The organism is Clostridium mediterraneense (assembly GCF_900091705.1).
In the GTDB taxonomy this organism is placed as follows: Bacteria; Bacillota; Clostridia; order Clostridiales; family Clostridiaceae; genus Sarcina; species Sarcina mediterraneense.
Map to the genome: position 1 here is coordinate 2,190,721 of NZ_LT594785.1, position 19,564 is coordinate 2,210,284.

The following is a 19,564-nucleotide window of genomic DNA, read 5'->3' on the forward strand; positions in this document are numbered from 1 at the left end:
AAATTTAATTTTTATTTTCCTCATAAGAATTTTTTTTCATTATTATTATTTTTAAAGCTACAATAATTACTGCTTGTAAAAATAATGATATAATTACCCCACTTAATCCTATTTGTGTTATTAGAATATACATAATTATTAAATATACTAAATTTACAATAGTTAATATCGGAATAGTATATTTTATATAATTTAAAGCTAAAAATAAATTATGTACTCCCACAGTACAATTAATAAATACTGTAAATAATAAATATATTATTAATGGATAAATATAATCTCCATAGTCAGTTATAAATATCCATAGCCATAATTTATGAGTTAAGTAAGCAAATATTGTTAATACAATTCCAGCCCCTCCAATATAGTACATTAATTTATCACTCATATTTTTTGCCTTTTTATACTCTTTTTTAGAAATCTTCTCTGTTAATTCAGGATATATTATTTGACCAATTGGAGATCCTATTTTACCTATTAAGGAACCTATTTTTTCAAATATTTTATATATAGATATTTCTGAATAACCTAGATATTTATTTATCATTATAGTTGTTAAATGGCTAATAGGTATATCAATTGTAGATGATATATTACTATAAAAATTGAATTTAAAGAAATTCTTATCTATTTTAAATTTAACCTTATAGAAATCTTGTAACTTATTTTCTTTTAAAGTCCTATATGATAAATAATTTAAAGTTATATTGGGTAATACATATAAAAATAATTCTATATACATAAAATAATTTAATTTTAATCCCATAAAAATACCTATTAAGTAAAATATAACTCTTAAAACTGATACTATTACATTGTTATAAGTTATATAATTAAACTTATCAAATATTCTTAATATACCTATTGGAGTTCCCTGTATCTGAAATACTGTTGCTACTATAAACATATAAGAATACCTTAATAGTTCATTATTCCATCCCATAAATTTAGAATAAAGATTCACAAATATAAAACTAACAATCATAGTTATAACTGCTGCAACAATATCTAAAAAATATGATTGTTTTATATAATTTTTTACTTTTTCAAAATTCTCTTTTTGTATTTCCTTAGAAATATATTTAATTAATGCTTGAAAAGATTTAAATCCAAATATACTAGTTAATAACAAACAGTAAGCCTGTATTGATAAAATCATTCCATTACCTTCAAGCCCTATAGCTTTAACTATTAATATTACAGATAACATACTTAATATTGAACTTATTCCTTCTCCTGTTAAAAGAACAATAAAATTTTTTACTAGTTTATTTTCTTTAATTGCCTTTATCTTTTTATACATATAATCTCCTAATACAAATTATAAATATTAGAGTATAACAAAATTAACTTTATAATCTAACATAATAAATTAAAAATATATTTAGTATCTAAATATCCAATTAATTATGTATACATTTTTTTATAGTAATTTTGATACTCTCCAGAAGTTATATTATCCATCCATTCTTTATTATCTAAATACCATTTAATAGTTTTCTTTATTCCAACTTCAAAAGTAGTCTCAGGATACCACCCTAATTCTTCTTTTATTTTTGTTGGATCTATTCCATATCTTCTATCATGACCTTTTCTATCTTCAACAAATTTCATTAAACTATCCGTTATATTTTTATCTACATTTTCATTTAAATAATCTATAACTGTTTTAACTATTTGAAGATTTGTTCTTTCATTATGTCCACCTACATTGTAAACTTCACCAATTTTTCCACTATTAATAACCATATCTATAGCTTTACAATGATCCTCAACATATAGCCAATCTCTTATATTTAATCCATCACCGTAAATAGGTAGTTCCTTATGATTTAAACAATTGTTTATTAATAATGGTATTAATTTTTCTGGAAACTGATATGGCCCATAATTATTTGAACATCTTGTTATGTTAACTGGCATTTTGTATGTATCACAATAAGCCTTAACCATTAAATCTGAGCTTGTTTTACTTGCTGAATATGGACTATGAGGATCAAGCGGTGTTAACTCAGTAAAATATCCATCTTCTCCAAGTGAACCATATACTTCATCAGTTGAAACATGAAGGAATTTAACTCCAGCCTTCCATTCATCATTTATCTGCCAAGCTTCTTTTGAACAATTTAAAAGATTTAAAGTTCCTAAAACATTTGTCTTAACAAATATTTCTGGGTCCTCAATGCTTCTATCAACATGAGACTCTGCTGCAAAATTAACTACATAATTTATTGCATAATTTTCAAATAAATCTTTTACTAAACTTCTATCACCGATATCTCCCTGAACAAATACATGTCTACTATCATTTTCTAATAATTTTAAATTTTCTAAATTTCCTGCATAAGTTAATTTATCTAAATTTATTATTTTTATATCTTTATATTTCTCTAACATATATAAAACAAAATTTGAACCTATAAATCCGGCTCCACCTGTTACTAAATAAGTTTTCATTATAATACCCCCTTTTATTTATTTGAATTATTTCTTATAAAACTTTCTAATGCTACTTCCCAATCTCTCATTTCATCACCAACTGTACACCTTAACATCATATTATCTAATGAAGAATACTCTGGTCTTTTAGCTGGAGTTTTATATTCTTCTGAACTACATGGATTTACACTACACTCAATATTTGATAATTCCATTATCTTTTTAGCAAAATCATACCAAGTGCACTCTCCCTTACCTGTGCAATGATAAATTCCATACTCTTCAGTTTCTATTAATTTTAAGATATGATAAGCTAAATCATTAGCATGAGTTGGATTTCCTCTTTGATCATTAACTACTTTTAATGAATCTTTTTCTCTTCCTAGTCTTTGCATTGTATAAACAAAATTATGACCTATATATCCATATAACCAAGCTGTTCTCACTATAAAATATTTTGAAGAAAAATCTTTTACATAATTTTCACCTAATAATTTAGTTTTTCCATAAACACTATATGGAGAAACTAAATCAAATTCAGTTAAAGGTGTATCTCCTTTTCCACTAAAAACATAATCAGTAGATACTTGTACTATTTTTGCTCCTATCTCTTCACAAACTATAGCTAAATTTTTTGCTCCTAATGAATTAACCTTAAAAGCTAAATCTTCATTTGACTCACATCCATCAACATTAGTAGCTGCTGCACAATTAATAACTACATCTGGCTTTATATTTTTTAGTTTTTCTTTTACCATCAAAAAGTTTGTTATATCTAAATCATTTATATCTAAAGCAATAACTTCAGAATTTTTTATTTTTAAAGAAATACCTGCTATTTCAGCTTGTCCCGTTTCTACTATTTTTTTTAGTTCATTTCCAAGCTGACCATTTGAACCAGTTATTAATATTTTCATCATTAACTCCTAAAAAACTAATTTAATTTTACCTTTAACTATTTATTCATATAAAAATGGAATATCTAGTTCTTTCAAAGTTTTTTGTACTTTATCTTTATCTGATAAAATAACTTCATCTATTCCATCTAAAGGCCACTTTATATTTACATCTTTATCATTCCACAAAAGTCCACTATCATACTGTGGCGCATAAAAATCTGTACACTTATAATTAAAAGTTGCATAATCTGATAAAACTAAAAATCCATGTGCAAACCCTTCAGGAACATAGAACTGCTTTTTATTTTCTGCACTTAAAATAACGCCTTCCCACTTTCCATAAGTAGGAGAACCTTTTCTTAAATCAACAGCAACATCAAATACTTTGCCTTCAGTAACTCTAACAAGTTTACCTTGTGTATTTTGAGTTTGAAAATGCAACCCTCTTAACACACCTTTTTTAGATCTAGATTCATTATCTTGTACAAACTTCATCTTAAGTCCAGCTTCTCTAAAGCTATTTTCATTATAAGTCTCTAGAAAATATCCTCTTTCATCACCAAATACCTTTGGCTCTATAATATATAAATCTCTAATTTTAGTCTCTATAAATTTAAAATTACTCACTACAATTCCTCCTTATTTTAAAATTGAATTATAGTTTTAGCTTCAACTTCTTCAACTATATCAACTAAATATTTACCATAACCTGTTTTCATAAGTGGTTTTGCAAGTTCTAAAACCTTTTTTGCTGAAAGCCACCCTTTTCTATAAGCAATTTCTTCTAAGCATGCGATATAAGTCCCTTGAGTATTTTGAACAGCCTCTACAAAATTTGATGCCTGAAGCATTGAAGCATGTGTTCCTGTATCAAGCCATGCCATCCCTCTTCCAAGTAAATCTACTTTCAACTTTTCTTCATTCATATACAATCTATTTAAATCTGTTATTTCAAGTTCTCCTCTAGCAGAAGGTTTTAATGATTTAGCTTTTTCTACAACAGAATTATCATAGAAATATAATCCTGGAACTGCATATTTTGACTTTGGTTTTTCCGGTTTTTCTTCTAAAGAAATAACTTGTCCGTTTTGATTAAATTCAACTACTCCAAATGATTTAGGATCCTGAACATAATATCCAAATACCATAGCCCCTTTTTCAAGCTTCGCTGCTTCTTTTAAATGACTACTAAAATTTTGTCCATAGAAAATATTATCTCCAAGTATTAATGCTACATTATCATTTCCTATAAACTCTTCCCCTATAATAAAAGCTTCTGCAAGTCCATTTGGCTTTTCTTGAATTTTATATTCTATATTTAAGCCTAAATCTTCACCAGTACCAAACAATTCTTTAAAATTTGGTAAATCTCTTTCTGTAGATATTATTAAAATATCTCTTATACCAGCAAGCATTAAAACTGACATAGGATAATAAATCATAGGTTTATCATATATTGCTATCATCTGTTTTGACATTGCCTTTGTAACTGGATAGAGCCTTGTTCCTGAGCCCCCTGCTAAAACTATTCCTTTCATTTTATAGCCTCCTATTTATACAGCCTATACACCTTTTATTTTAATATTCCTTAATAAAGCTAGACTTCTATTTTTTTTTGCATACCAATAAAATTTATTATTTGATTTTATTAAATTTGTTATTATAAAAAATGGATAATCTCTTAGTTCCAATATGAGTAGTCTTTTAATTAGCTCTTTTAATCTATAATATTTATCTTTCTTATTTATTATTTGTGCTGTTGCTTTTCCCTCTTCAATCCATCTTTTATCTATGTATTGCTTATTAACTTTATTAAAATGTACTCTATGACCTACAACAGCATTATTTAAATAATATATTTCATAATTCAAATTTCTTATTCTAGAACAAAGGTCTACTTCTTCCCCCATTACTATCTCATCTCCATTTAAGCCTAATTTTTCATCAAATACTCCAATTTTATCAAAAATACTTTTTCTAAAGAACATATTTCCTCCATATGGATACTCTTCATTCACAAGAACTCTATTAGAATTTCCATACTTTGTTTCGCCTATTATTGAAAAGAATCCATCATTAAACCAAGCTGGTTTATCTTGATGCCATATAGTATATATTTTACCTCCAGCACATACATTATTATCATTAATAAAATATTCTAATATACTCTTTACATACCCCTTCTCTACTATCACATCATCATCAATAAAAGCTACTAACTCTGTAGTTGATTCTAATATTCCTCTATTTCTAGCACAGCTTAATCCTTGTTTTTCTTCAAAAATATACTTTAAATTACTAAATTTTAATTTTAATTGTTCAATAATTTCTTTTGTATTATCAGTAGAATTATTATCTACTACTAATATTTCATAATTATTATCAGTATTATTATTTAACAAACTCAATATACACTCTTTTAAAATATTAGATCTATTATACGTACAAATTATTATAGTAAGTTTTTTCACTTATCCCTCTCTCCTTTGGTAATTTAGAACATAATATAAAAGAATAAATCAATATCAAAATATACTTCATTTCTCTTCCATCCATTAGTTCAAAGTTATAAAATCCAAATAAAATACCGAATAATAAAATGCTAAATACAATTTCTTTACTTCTTAAACTCTTCAATATTAATGCTAAACTTATCAATATATATGTTATACCTCTTAAAATTCCCCCTTCTATAAACTCATTTATATATACATTATGTGAATTAGTAAAATAAATTTTTTGCCCCTCATGTTCTGCTTCAATCCATAAAGAATTTGGCATTTTATCAATTCCATTAATATCTTTAACAAAAGTTTCTATACCAGCCTTCCATATAAAGGTTCTACTTCCTAAAGTACTAATATCTCTTTTTTCTGAAAGAAACTTAATACTACAACTAAAAATAACTAACAATATAGCTATTAGAGTTATAATTATATTTTTTTTATTCTTTAATTTCATAAATTTATTAAATATATTAAAATGAAAACTTAAAATAAAAATAACTTCAACAAAATATATTGTAATTCCCATCATAGAATTTGATAATATAACACAAATTGTAGATAAAATAATTGCTATTCTTCTTAAATTAATATTTATAGATTTAATTCTATACATAATAAAAGTACATAGCATACAATAAACTGAAAATCTAGATTTATGAGATAAGAAACCTGATAACCTTAATTCTCCATATAAATTTCTACTTTCCTTAAAATCAACTAAATTAATAATTTTATCAAAACTAAAAGCTGCATTTGTATAACCAAATATATACATAACTAACGATATTATTAATGAAAGAATAAATGTATACGCTATTACATTAAAGTACTTATTCATAACTTCCTTCTTTTCATTTTTTAAATATACTGCAATAAATATAAATCCTATAAATGGTATTATCTTAGTAAGCAAATATACTGCTACTCCTATTTTCACAAAAAAACATCTTATAATATTTAAAAGTGAATATATAGAAATTATCATTACTAAGAACTTATTATCTCTTATGAATTCCATATAATAACTTTTATCTCGTTTAAATTTAAAAATTCTATATAATATAAAAAATATAAAAAATATTGTAGAAGCCTCTATATATATTTCTACATTACCAATTATTAATGTTTTGGACATTATTAAACCTAGGGTAAATATTATTATAAAAAAAATGCTATATTGCTCAATTGAATATTTTTTCAACCTTAAATTCACTACTTGTCCCCCTTAAATAGTATCAATTATTAAAATTAATTTCTGAAAATATCTCTTGCCACTTTAATACTATATTTTCCTTTTTAAATCTTTTACTTGCCTCTCTTGCTGCACTTCCCATATTAATTCTTAATTGTTTATTCTGAATTAAATCTGATAACTTACTCTGTAGCATCTCTATATTTAATTCCTCAACTAAAAATCCATTTTTATTATCCTCAATAATATCTGATGGTCCAGTTTTTATATCATAACTTATACATGGTAGTCCACAATTCATAGCTTCTAACAATACCATAGGTAGACCCTCGCTCTTTGAAGTCATAACATATATATCTGAATTCAAATAAAATTCTTTTATATTCTTAGTGAAGTTTAATATTACTATTTTAGATTTTAAATTTAATTTCTCTATTTCTTTTTTTAACTTCGATACTTCCGCATCTGTTCCATCACCAATTATATCTACAGACCAATTAGAATATTTAGATTCTATAGCAGCAAATGCTCTTATTAAATCAATATAATTTTTATTTGTATCTATTCTACCTACAGAAATTATCTTATTATTATTTTGTTTACTTATATAATCACTTTCAAAACTCAAAATATTAGGTATAACGTCAATACTTTTACAAAATTTTTTATACAAATCTATCTCTTTAGATGTTAATAATATTAATTTATCAACTTTCCTATATATTAATTTAGTAATAAATCTCCATCCTTTTTCTAAGTGATTATAAGCTCCATGTTCACATGCTATCAATTTGGTCTTTTTCTTTCCTATTAAGGATAAATAAGAATAAATATTTAAATGAGCATTAGTAGATATAATAAAATCATAGTCTTTATAACTTAAATTCTTTTTAATTTCCTTTATAAAATAAATTTGTTTATAAATTTTATTTGTTTTAATATTTATATCTATATTTAAATATTTTACTGATATATTTTCATTTATTTTATAATTTTGTTCTTGTCCACAAGATTTAAAACAAGAAATTATGTCTATAGAATAATCTGTTAATTCATCAAATGCATTTGCTAAATTCGTAACAGTTCTAGCTACTCCACCTTGTGAATTAATATCAGATAATAATATTGCAATTCTCATTACCTATTTTATTTCTCCTTTATATTTAATTTATAGATATTTTTTATCCTCTCTGTATGTTTTTGAATATCATATTCAAACTTCATATTAATAATATTTTCATTTAACTCTATAAGAATTCTTTTATTATTACTTATTTGTACTATTTTATCTGCAATTGAATTTATATTGGAATCAACTATAAATCCTATAGGCCTAGACTTATTTATATTTATCAAATCTTTACTACCTACACTTTTAGTTACTATTATAGGAACTCCATAACTCAAAGCTTCTAATGCTGTAAATCCGAAACTCTCTATACAAATACTTGGTATAATCAATATATCTGTATTTTTGAATATATTTTGTAAATCCTTATACTTATACTTTCCATTTATACTTAAATTTTTATTATTAAACTTATCACTGCCTATGCAATTCCCATAAACACTTAAACTTATATTCTCATAACCTCTTTTTTCAATTTCTTCAAGTACATTACAAATTAAATTAAATCCTTTATAGGGTTTATTAGGACCTAAATATAAAACATTTAATCTTTCTTCTTTAAAAGACTTCTTTATCCTAAAATCTTTAATATCAGAATGTGTTATATTTTCTATATATCCTCTAGGATTATTTAAATACTTAGAATATATCTCCTTTGATAATGAGCTATTATATAAAAATATATCAATTAATAAATACATCTCTCTATAATAATTAACTAACTTCTGATAATTTTCTATTTCATTTTTAGATATATCTCCTTCATCTAACAGATTATTCACAGAACCATTTCTAAATATGATTTTATCTTTAAAGTAATCTATAACCCCTATATTTTTTACTTCTCTATAGACTCTAGATTGAAGTAAAGTTATTTTTTTAATACTATTATTATTATTTAAAATATTACATTTAGCACATTTACTTACATCATAAGATTCACAAATATTATGCTTTCTATCTATAAAATTACCTCTATTACATATTCCATAATAATCATGTGTAGTAAAAGCTATCTTTATATTTAACACTTTACATGATTCTAAAAATTCTTTATGTAATCCCATAATTGTATGTATATGAACTATATCTGGTTTTATATCTTTAAGATAATTGTAATAAATATCATGTTCTATCTTTTCCATAAATCTAATAGGATTACATACTCCTCCTAAAAGAGCTACGGGTAATGGATTTATAATTTCATAAACATTTATTCCAAAATATTTTTTATAATATTTTATACTTGTTTTATATTTATTAATTCTTCCTGGAAATAATAGAGTAACATCATCACCATTCTTAACTTGTTGTTTCATTAAATCTGTAGAATATTTAGTTAAACCACCACTTCTATATGGAGGTAATCCTAATGAATAATGTAGTATTCGCATAGTTTTCCCCCTACTTTAGAAATAAACTTTCATATTTATTGATTATGTAACTCCAACTATAACTTTCCTCTATTCGCTTTTTAGCTTTATTAGAAAGTTCTGCTCTAAAGTTATCCTTAAAATTATCTAAATCATTAATTATATTTGCTAAATTACCATTATTCTTATTAAAGTAAATTGCACCATCCATTCCAACTTCTTTATTAAATCCAACATCTAAAAGTAAATTTAATTCTGTTGTTGCTAACGCTTCTAATAATGATGGATTAGTTCCTCCTACTTCATGACCATGTAAGTAGCAATATGCGTTTTCTCTTATATATTTTAATAATTCTTGATCATAAACTGTTCCAACAAATTTTATTCTCTTGTCCTTATCAAAATTAGTTCTATCTTTCAATTCATTATAGAATTTATTATTCTCAACATTTGTTATTAAAACAAAATCCTTATCTGTTTTTGATTTCATAAACTCTTTTATCATAGTTTCATAATTATTTTCGGGTACAAATCTACCAACTACTAAATAGTAATTTTTCTCTTTAATTCTCTTCTCCCTATACCATTTAACTACTTTATCACTTTCATTATTTAAAATTGATTTAGAACTATCTGCTCCATAAGCAATAAATGTTGTTTTAGGATTATATTTTTTATAATCTTCAACTATATATTTCTCAATATTTATAGAATCACATACTAATAAATCTGCATGTTTAACCATAAGTCTTTCAGATACTTTCCAATATTTCTTTATAAAAGTATTCCACTTTCCTCTTTTCCACTCATGTCCATCAGGATTAACAAACAACTTAATCCCTAATTTTTTCATTTGTTTTTTATAACTTCCTATAAAAGGTCCTATTCTACAAGCTAAAACATATATAATGGCATTTTCCAACTTATTTTCCTTAATATAATCTATTGATTTTCTTAATGCTAATAAATCATAATAAACTGCTTTAGCTGGTCCAATATTAGGAACTTTTATATTAAAACATCTTGCATTATTATAGGTAAATTCTTCATTATTGTCTGATAAACAAGATACATGATACTTTAAATCTTTACTTACCTGACCTTCAGTAAGTTTATCAACAAATGTTTCAAATCCTCCATAATTTGCTGGTATTCCTTTAGATCCTATTATAAATATATTTTTCATAAGTTCCCCCTAACTAGCATTCTTATCACCTATTAATACTGTAAAGGTTTTAAAAATTAGCTTTATATCAATCCACATATTTCTTTCTCTTACATATTTAATATCAAGCTCCATCCATTCTTCAAATGGAATATCATCTCTACCTTGAACCTGCCAATAACAAGTAAGTCCTGGTTTTACATCTAATCTTTCTAACATCCAAGATTCAAACTGCATAACTTCCTTTGGAAGACTAGGCCTTGGTCCTACTAAACTCATTTCCCCTTTTAAAACATTGATAAGTTGAGGTAATTCATCTATGCTTGTCCTTCTTATAAATCTTCCTATTTTAGTTACCCTAGGATCTTGCTTTATTTTAAACATAGGTCCTTTTCTTTCATTTCTTTTTTTTAATTTTTCTTTAAGTTCTTCTGCATTAATAACCATAGAACGAAATTTATACATTTTGAATTTTTGCCCATTAAGTCCAACTCTCTCTTGTGAAAATATTATAGGGCCTTTTGAATCTAACTTTATTAAAATTGCTATTAATAAATATAAAGGAGATAAAACTATTATTCCTATTAATGATCCAACTATATCCATAACTCTTTTCGAATATAAATATAATTTATTAGGTTTAACTTTTATAAGTTTGTCATCATCAGCTAACTCTTCATTTAACATATTAATCCCCCCTTAAATTAACATATTGGTGCAAATCCAACTTTTAACAAACATTTTTTTCTATTTTTACATAAATTTTTACTATAAATCATGGATTATTATATCATAAATTATATTATTAAAAATAAATTTGCTATTTTTTTTACGATTATTTAATCTTTTCTTTTTATTCAATGTATTTTTTTTATCAAATTATTAATTTATTTAATTTTATTTACTTATTATGTAAATAATTAAGGGTATTTATTTTATTTAACTTTAGTATTACTTTTACTAATTTATATTATGGGATGACATTTGATAGCTATATTGATATAATTAAATGTATTTAAAAATTATTTAAATCAATATAAATATTTGTAATCTATGGGGGTTTATATAATGCCAATCAGAATAGCAATTCTTGGAGGACCAAGATGTGGTAAGACAACTTTAATTCAACAACTTTATGTAGATTTTAAAATAAGAGGTCTTAATGTTGGTGCAGCAACAGAATATAGCACAGAATACTTAAAAGAAAAAGGAATGATTGAAAATATTGCAGAACAATATGGAATATATCTTGGTCAATATAGATTAGAAGAAACTCTAAATGACTTTGACTATGCTTTAACAGACTATGCAACATTCGTTCCATACATATATACAAGATTTATGCTTGGAAATAAGAAAAGAACAGCAAAAGATATAGCTATCTTAAACGACTTATATGGACTAGCTCTAAAAGATTTAGCAAAATATGACCATATTTTCTTTGTACCAAGAGAATTTGGATATGAAAAAGATGGAGTTAGATGGCAAGATGCAGATACTGCTGTAGCAGTTGATGAAGCTATAAAACAATTTTTAGATTCAGAACATGTTAAATATTCAACAATAACAGGTTCTACTAAAGAAAGAGCTGATAAAATTCTTTCAATAGTTGGTATTGATAAAACTGACATTGTTCCTACTATTGAGGAAGCTTGTTCTAAAAAGGCAAAGAAATAACTTAATAAAATATTAAAATAAAACTAGGTTTTTCTAAGGATTAATCTAGTTTTATTTTATACCTATACTTATTTTTATGTTATAATGTTTAGGTTAAACTGTTAGAAATTTAAAGTTAGATTTTATTCTAAGCTATTAAATTAAGGAGGATATAAATTGTCTAATTTAGTAAATGAAATAGAAAAGAGAAGAACCTTCGCTATTATCTCTCACCCTGATGCTGGTAAAACAACATTAACTGAGAAGTTCCTTTTATATGGAGGAGCTATTAGAATGGCTGGTTCTGTTAAAGCTAGAAAAGCTGCTACTCATGCAGTGTCAGACTGGATGGAAATAGAAAAACAAAGAGGTATTTCTGTAACCTCATCAGTTATGCAATTTAATTATGATGGCTACTGTATAAATATTCTTGATACTCCAGGTCACCAAGATTTCTCAGAGGATACATATAGAACACTTATAGCTGCCGATTCAGCTGTTATGGTTGTTGATGGAGCTAAAGGGGTTGAGCCTCAAACAAGAAAGCTATTCCAAGTAGCATCACTTAGAGAAATCCCTATTTTTACATTTATAAATAAAATGGATAGAGAAACTAAAGATCCTTTTGAATTATTAGAAGATATCGAAGGAGAACTTGGAATTAAAACTTATCCAATGAACTGGCCTATAGGTTCAGGAAAAGATTTTAAAGGTGTTTATGATAGAAGAACTGAAACTGTTATAGCATTCTCAGGTGGAAATCATGGACAAAGTGAAGTTGAAACAACTAAACTTTCTATAAATGACCCTGCTGCTAAAGAACTTTTAGGAGATCATCTTTATAATAAACTTATGGAAGATATTGAACTTCTTGATATTGCTGGAGATGAATTTGATAAAGAAGCTGTTCAAAAAGGTGAATTATCACCAGTATTCTTTGGATCTGCTCTTACAAACTTTGGTGTTGCTCCATTCTTAAGCGATTTCTTAAGACTTACATCAAGACCATTATCAAGAAATTCAACAAAAGGTGAAATAGATCCTGTTGAAGAACCATTCTCTGCTTTTGTATTTAAAATACAAGCTAATATGAATAAAGCTCATAGAGATAGACTTGCATTTATGAGAATTTGTTCTGGAGAATTCAAAAAAGGAATGGATGTATTCCATGTTCAAGGTGGTAAAAAAATAAAGCTTGCACAACCTCAACAATTCTTAGCTCAAGATAGAGAAACTGTTGAAACAGCTTATGCTGGAGATATTATTGGTGTATTTGACCCAGGTATATTCTCAATAGGTGATACTTTATGTTCATCATCAAATAAATTTAAATTTGAAGGAATCCCAGTATTTGCTCCTGAACACTTTGCTAGAGTTAGACCTGTTGATACAATGAAGAGAAAACAATTCATTAAGGGAGTTACTCAAATTGCACAAGAAGGAGCAATCCAAGCATTTAAGGAACTTCATATAGGTATGGAAGAAATAATCGTTGGTGTTGTTGGTGTTCTTCAATTCGAAGTTCTTGAATACAGATTAAAGAATGAATATAATGTTGATATTAAAATGGATAGACTTGACTATAGATTTGTAAGATGGTTAGAAAATGATGTTGATCCTGAAACATTAAATCTTACATCAGATACTAAGAAAGTTAAGGATATGAGAGATAGAAACCTTCTTATATTCCAAAACGACTGGGGAATTAGCTGGGCTCTAGACCACAATCCTAATGTAGTATTATCAGATATAGGTAAGTCTGATGACTAATATTTTTCAGGAAATAAAAAAGATGTCTAAAAAAGACATCTTTTTTTATTCTAGAATAAACTTTTGTATTACCTTACCTACTCCAGCTTCACTATTTGTATCAGTTATATAATCTGCATTTTCTTTTACTATATCTAAAGCATTTCCCATAGCTACTCCAAGTCCTGCATACTTTATCATACTAAGATCATTTTCACTATCCCCTATACAGATAACCTCTTCTCTATCTATACCAAGCATCTGAGCAAGTATTTTTACTGCATTTCCTTTTGATGTGCCTTTAGGCATTACCTCAAAATTATTATGCCATGAACTAACAACTTCTAAATCATCATATTTTTGCATTTCTTCTTTTGCTTTATTTAAAGTTTCTTTATTTTCATTTTCAATACAAATTGCTTTAAGTATTTTTCCTTTAAACTCATCAAATACTTTATCAAAGTCTGCATTTTCTTTAAATTTAATTTTATATTCATCTGCAAGCTCTGCATCCATAGTCTTATATGCATGATTATCTGGTATAACTGATTCAGTTATCATAGTATCACAAGTATTGAAGTATACATTTAAATTATATTTTTTTATTACTTCAAGTATTTTATAAAACTGTTCTTTTGATAAATTAGACTCGTATATAACTTCATCTTTATCTTTCTCTCTTATATAAGCTCCATTTGATGCAATAATTGGAGTATCAGTTCCTATTAAATCAGAATATCTTTTTGCTGAAGTGAATATTCTTCCAGTAGTAATAGCTACCTTAACACCTTGCTTTGTAGCCTCTTTTATCATTTCTTTATTTAACTCTGGTACTTCATGTTTATCACTCAAAAGTGTACCATCCATATCGATACAAATTAATTTATATTTCATATATTATCACCGTCCCTTAGATTAGTTTTAACATTAAAGCCAAAAATAATCTAGACTTGTATAGATTCTATTTTATATCTTCAAATAACCAATTGTGCATTTCTTTTTGTGTTGTATTTTTATCAAAAGTTAAACATGCCATTCCATTTATTGTTTCTTCTTTAATACTATTATCTCTTGGAAATCTATCTTGTTCTAAATTATTTCCTATAGAAACAACATCAGTTGAAAGAGATAATATTTCTCCTGCTGAAAGGCTTGTTTTTACCATAGGTAAAATTTCATTTAATAAACCTGAATATTTTGTAGGTGATATCTTTAATATTTTATTAAGCATATCTTCAACTACTTCTCTTTGTCTTTCAGTTCTCTTATAATCATCGCCTACTGTATATCTTATTCTACAATAAGCCATCGCTTGTACTCCATTTAATTTTTTCATTCCTATTCCAGAAACATAACTGGATTTTGTTCCTGTTCTATTATTTAAATCATCTATGTAATTATTTATATGCTTTAATTCAGCTGCATCAACATCTATGTCAACTCCACCTATTTTATCTATAATTTTAGGTAAACTTGAAAAATCAACAGTAACAAAGTTCTCTATATTTAAATCAAAGTTTTCATTTATAGTATTTATAGCTAATTCTTCTTTTCCAAAAGCATAAGCACTATTTAATTTATTTTTACCATGACCTTTTATATCTACATAAGAATCCCTCATTAAAGAAGTAACCTTTAATTTTTTATTCTTTTTATCAACAGTCGCTATCATCATAGAATCACTTCTACCACTTTCGCCTTCTTCAGCACTATCTACCCCAAATAAAGCTATATTAGTAATATGTCCATATTTACCACTTAGTTCATCATTAATTCCTAAATTAGATTTATCAAGCTTAACTTTTTCTACTTTACTAAACATAGCATAAGCATATCCCCCAACAATTCCAACAATAGCAAGTATAACTACAAGAATACTAAGTAAGATTATATTTTTCTTATTTTTTCTTTTAGTTGTTCTTTTTTGATCTGTTCTATTCACTATTTTTCCCCCTAAAATAATTTAATTCATTTATTTTTTACATTATATTTTATTTTTGTTAAATTAACGTATGTTATTCTCTAAAATTATATATCTATTTTTTTACAACTTCAATTATTTTTTTATCTTTTAATACATAGTTCACAAAAATAGTGACAAAATATAAATGTGGAAGGAGGATGATATCTTGAATAATTACAAATCTAATATTCCTTATTTGCCCCAAGTAAGAAGTTTTGGAAAAGCTAATAAAAGTAAGTTATTATCCTATAATAAAAAAACTTTCATAAACATTCCCGCTCTCGGAGCTGATCCCATAGTTTCCAACAATATAGCTACCTCTGAGTTTGATTATACAGAAAACTTAGTAGATGAGGACACTACTCATTAGAGCTATTAACCCAAATACTCATCAAAAAAAGGATGTCTAGAAATAGACATCCCTTTTTATTATAGATTATAAAATTGTTCAAATGATTTAACGCAATCAACATGGTCACTAACTGCACCAAGTTCTCTTACTGAATGCATTCCAAGTATAGGTGTTCCCATATCAACACTCTTTAGTGCTATATGTGATGCAGATATTGGTCCAATAGTTGAGCCTCCTCTAACATCTGATCTATTAACAAACTTTTGAACATTTACTCCAGCTTTTCTACAAATCATTTCATAAATAGCTGATCCATCACTATCTGTTGCATAACTTTGTGAAGCTGCCATCTTTATAACAGGTCCTTTTCCTAAAACAGGTCTTACAACTGGGTCATGCTTATCTGTATAGTTTGGATGAACTGCATGAGCAAGATCTGCTGAAATTAAGAATGAATTCGCTATAGCTCTAAATAAATCTTCTCTATCTCCACCTAAAGCAAGAACTATTCTTTCAAGAACTTCTGGGAAGAATGGTGAATCAGCACCTTGTTTTGTTCTGCTTCCAACTTCTTCATTATCATAGCAGAACATTACATTGACTCCTTCTTTAATTTCTGCATTAACTAAAGCAGTTATACCAGCATGAATCATAGCTAAATCATCTAATCTACCTGATGATATAAATTCTTCATTTAATCCTATTATTGAACCTTTTTCATATTCATATGGCATAAGTTCAAAATCTAAAATATCCTTAACATCTACTTTTAATTCTTCTGCTAGAAGATTTACTAAGTAATTATCTTTTTCAAGCTCTTCATTTACAAGTGTTAATAATGGTAAAGTATTTAATTGTGCATTAATTTTTACTCCTTCATTAACATCTCTATTCATATGAATAGCAAGGTTAGGTATTATCATAACTGGTTTATTAATATTAACAATCTTGCTTATAGGTTTTAATGGATTATCTGAAACAAGACTAACTCTTCCAGCAATACCTAAAGGTCTATCAAACCAAGTACTAAGAATTGGTCCACCATAAACCTCTGTATTTAATTTAATATAATTATTTTCAACCTTCATATCAGCCATTGGTTTTATTCTAAATCCTGGTGAATCAGTATGTGCACCTATTAATTTAAATCCTTTTTCTGCAACATTACCTTTTCCTATTTCAAAAGCAACTAAAGCACTTTGATTCTTAGTTACATAGTACTTACCTGATACTTCTAAATTCCATCTATCTTCTGATTTTATTTCCTTAAATCCTTCTTTGTCTAGCCATTCTTTTAATGTTTCAACTGCATTAAAAGCTGTTGGACTTTTATATATAAAATCTATTAAATTATTTGCTAATTTTTTTTGCATTAAAAGCCATCCCCTTTTCGTTCATATTATTTATTTAATCAATTATAACTCTTTTTTATAATTTTTTCTTTAAAAAAACTCTAATAAGCCCTTTATATTATTGATTATTCACTTAATACTTTAATTTATTATATAATACTCTAAAAATAAAGCTAGTTAAATAGATTTTTAAACTATACTTTAGTTCTATTTAACTAGCTAATTAAATTTTTATATTATTCTTATATAATCCTTAGAAACATAAGCATTATTTGATTTTGTTGATTTAATTTTATACCAATTTCCTTGATCACCTATAATTTCAACCTGCTCATTATTTCTTAAATAAGTTACAGCTTTATAAGATGTTCCAGGACCTGATCTAACATTTAAAACAGTAGAAACATTAGAAACTTTTCCTCTTTTTAAAATAGTTTCTGTATTTCCAGAATTATTACTATTATTATTTGAAGAATTAGTTATAACTTTTACATAACTAGAGCTAACATATCCTTTTCTTCCATCAGCTAAAGTTATATTATACCAACCATTAGATTCTGAATTTATAGTAAATTTAGTTCCATTAGCAACTGTAGTTATTACACTATATTTAGTACCAGCTCCACTTCTTACATTTAATCTTGTTGAAATTCCTACAACTTGACCTTGTCTTGTAACAGTTGTTTGTCCATTATTATTTGAACTAGAATTTCCACCATTATCTGGAGTGGATGGTTTTTCTGGTACTGAAGGCTTTTCATAATTTTCTATAACTTTAACATAGCTTCCACTTATATACCCATAATAAGTTGAACCATTTACAGAATAATCTACTTTATACCAACCATTTTCTTGTCCATATATATTAAACTTTTGTCCTGGCTTAAAAGTTGAAACTACTTTATATCCAGTTCCAGCTCCACTTCTTACATTTAATGAACTAGTAACATTAACAACTTGTCCCTTTGCTATAATTGCTGGAGTTTCTGGTCTATTATTATTATTATTGTTATTATTTGAGTTCTCATTTTCAGTAGTGTCTCCACCTACATTTTCACTATTTCCACCTTCAAATGCTCTTGCTTGCTCCATAAGCTTATAAATTTGTTGTCCATAACTATCATTAGCAGCAGCAGCTTCTTCTAATGATGAATATGAACTTTTACTATAACCTGGATAAGCCCATCTTCCAGCTAACTCTTCAAGTGAAGGAGCTGATCCTCTAGTTACAAGATTAAATCTTGGATCAACAACTCCTTGAACTAATGAATCAGTAGAAGCATAAGCTTTTAAATGTTGAACTTGTGCTCTAAGACCTATTCTAGCACTTGAAAAACTATGCTTTTCTCCTGGTCTACCAGTAACACCAATTCCAGCAAAATTATTATCTTGATAAGTTAATAAACCACCAAATTTAAAATAACCAGTTTCTTTAATTGCTTGAGCTACAACTATATCAGCTCTTACCCCTTCAATTGCAGCTTCATCATAAGCAGCATTCAGCCATTCATCTAAAGAACAAGTAAGTTTATACTCAAAGCCATATTTCTTTTGTTGTGATAATAAAAAACTTTTAAAAGCCTCCTTAGATATATCATATCTTCCCATAATACTATGCTTTATAGGAAATATATCTCCATGACTTTTTTTAGTTTCTATCTTTGCCTCTTCTACATCATTTGGTGTAGCATTTACATTAATCCCAGTACCTTGAACTACAGCCCCTGTAACCATTGTAGATATTAATAGACCATTAATTAATTTTTTCCCCATAAATTTCTCTCCTTA

At 26.4% G+C, this 19,564-nt stretch carries 18 protein-coding genes; 3 read left to right on the forward strand and 15 right to left on the reverse strand.

Going from position 1 to position 19,564, the window contains the following annotated elements:
• Positions 1 to 4: 4 nt before the first annotated feature.
• The 11 genes from BN8917_RS12130 to BN8917_RS12180 form a co-directional block, all read right to left on the reverse strand.
• Positions 5 to 1,303, reverse strand: a complete 1,299-nt coding sequence (locus BN8917_RS12130) for a lipopolysaccharide biosynthesis protein (protein WP_066874752.1) — start codon at positions 1,301 to 1,303, stop codon at positions 5 to 7.
• A 104-nt stretch (positions 1,304 to 1,407) separates the two neighbouring features.
• Positions 1,408 to 2,457, reverse strand: coding sequence for a dTDP-glucose 4,6-dehydratase (gene rfbB / locus BN8917_RS12135; RefSeq protein ID WP_066874753.1), 1,050 nt, complete (start codon positions 2,455 to 2,457; stop codon positions 1,408 to 1,410).
• 14 nt (positions 2,458 to 2,471) lie between these two features.
• Positions 2,472 to 3,356 (reverse strand): dTDP-4-dehydrorhamnose reductase, encoded by an 885-nt coding sequence (gene rfbD / locus BN8917_RS12140; RefSeq protein ID WP_066874755.1) that lies wholly within the window; start codon positions 3,354 to 3,356, stop codon positions 2,472 to 2,474.
• Positions 3,357 to 3,398: 42 nt separating this feature from the next.
• On the reverse strand, positions 3,399 to 3,965 hold the full coding sequence (gene rfbC, locus BN8917_RS12145; RefSeq protein ID WP_066874757.1) for a dTDP-4-dehydrorhamnose 3,5-epimerase: 567 nt from the start codon (positions 3,963 to 3,965) through the stop codon (positions 3,399 to 3,401).
• Positions 3,966 to 3,982: 17 nt separating this feature from the next.
• On the reverse strand, positions 3,983 to 4,876 hold the full coding sequence (gene rfbA / locus BN8917_RS12150) for a glucose-1-phosphate thymidylyltransferase RfbA (RefSeq protein ID WP_066874758.1): 894 nt from the start codon (positions 4,874 to 4,876) through the stop codon (positions 3,983 to 3,985).
• Between the two features lie 24 nt (positions 4,877 to 4,900).
• On the reverse strand, positions 4,901 to 5,809 hold the full coding sequence (locus BN8917_RS12155; RefSeq protein ID WP_066874761.1) for a glycosyltransferase family 2 protein: 909 nt from the start codon (positions 5,807 to 5,809) through the stop codon (positions 4,901 to 4,903).
• On the reverse strand, positions 5,775 to 6,863 hold the full coding sequence (locus BN8917_RS12160) for a hypothetical protein (protein WP_207644771.1): 1,089 nt from the start codon (positions 6,861 to 6,863) through the stop codon (positions 5,775 to 5,777). The genes BN8917_RS12155 and BN8917_RS12160 overlap by 35 nt, the downstream gene beginning before the upstream one ends.
• 217 nt (positions 6,864 to 7,080) lie before the next feature.
• Entirely contained in the window at positions 7,081 to 8,175 is a 1,095-nt protein-coding gene (locus tag BN8917_RS12165) for a glycosyltransferase family 4 protein (protein WP_066874765.1), read from the reverse strand.
• 8 nt (positions 8,176 to 8,183) lie between these two features.
• A complete protein-coding gene (locus tag BN8917_RS12170) occupies positions 8,184 to 9,560 on the reverse strand; it encodes a glycosyltransferase (protein WP_066874767.1) in 1,377 nt (458 codons plus the stop codon).
• Between the two features lie 10 nt (positions 9,561 to 9,570).
• Entirely contained in the window at positions 9,571 to 10,725 is a 1,155-nt protein-coding gene (gene cps2T, locus BN8917_RS12175) for a beta 1-4 rhamnosyltransferase Cps2T (RefSeq protein ID WP_066874769.1), read from the reverse strand.
• 9 nt (positions 10,726 to 10,734) lie between these two features.
• Positions 10,735 to 11,391 carry a sugar transferase gene (locus BN8917_RS12180; RefSeq protein WP_066874771.1) on the reverse strand — a complete coding sequence of 219 codons (657 nt, stop codon included), beginning with the start codon at positions 11,389 to 11,391 and terminating at the stop codon, positions 10,735 to 10,737.
• A gap of 381 nt (positions 11,392 to 11,772) precedes the next feature.
• Here BN8917_RS12180 and BN8917_RS12185 point away from each other — a divergent pair, with 381 nt between their 5' ends.
• Together BN8917_RS12185 and BN8917_RS12190 are read left to right on the forward strand one after the other, a co-directional pair.
• Positions 11,773 to 12,381, forward strand: coding sequence for an AAA family ATPase (locus BN8917_RS12185; protein ID WP_066874773.1), 609 nt, complete (start codon positions 11,773 to 11,775; stop codon positions 12,379 to 12,381).
• 156 nt (positions 12,382 to 12,537) lie between these two features.
• Positions 12,538 to 14,130 (forward strand): peptide chain release factor 3, encoded by a 1,593-nt coding sequence (locus tag BN8917_RS12190; protein WP_066874775.1) that lies wholly within the window; start codon positions 12,538 to 12,540, stop codon positions 14,128 to 14,130.
• Positions 14,131 to 14,175: 45 nt separating this feature from the next.
• On the opposite strand, the gene BN8917_RS12195 is transcribed toward BN8917_RS12190, so the two are convergent.
• Positions 14,176 to 15,003 (reverse strand): Cof-type HAD-IIB family hydrolase, encoded by an 828-nt coding sequence (locus tag BN8917_RS12195; RefSeq protein WP_066874777.1) that lies wholly within the window; start codon positions 15,001 to 15,003, stop codon positions 14,176 to 14,178.
• A 67-nt stretch (positions 15,004 to 15,070) separates the two neighbouring features.
• Positions 15,071 to 16,051, reverse strand: coding sequence for an LCP family protein (locus BN8917_RS12200; RefSeq protein WP_321220964.1), 981 nt, complete (start codon positions 16,049 to 16,051; stop codon positions 15,071 to 15,073).
• 187 nt (positions 16,052 to 16,238) lie between these two features.
• On the opposite strand from BN8917_RS12200, the gene BN8917_RS12205 reads away from it, so the two are divergent.
• Positions 16,239 to 16,442: a hypothetical protein gene (locus BN8917_RS12205; RefSeq protein WP_235830009.1), complete on the forward strand. Its 204-nt coding sequence runs from the start codon at positions 16,239 to 16,241 to the stop codon at positions 16,440 to 16,442.
• Positions 16,443 to 16,501: 59 nt separating this feature from the next.
• Here BN8917_RS12205 and BN8917_RS12210 read toward each other — a convergent pair whose 3' ends face one another.
• Both BN8917_RS12210 and BN8917_RS12215 read right to left on the reverse strand, forming a co-directional pair.
• Complete coding sequence (locus BN8917_RS12210) at positions 16,502 to 17,797, reverse strand: M18 family aminopeptidase (RefSeq protein ID WP_066874781.1); 1,296 nt, start codon at positions 17,795 to 17,797, stop codon at positions 16,502 to 16,504.
• Between the two features lie 210 nt (positions 17,798 to 18,007).
• Positions 18,008 to 19,549, reverse strand: coding sequence for an SH3 domain-containing protein (locus BN8917_RS12215; RefSeq protein ID WP_066874783.1), 1,542 nt, complete (start codon positions 19,547 to 19,549; stop codon positions 18,008 to 18,010).
• Between the last annotated feature and the right edge of the window lie 15 nt (positions 19,550 to 19,564).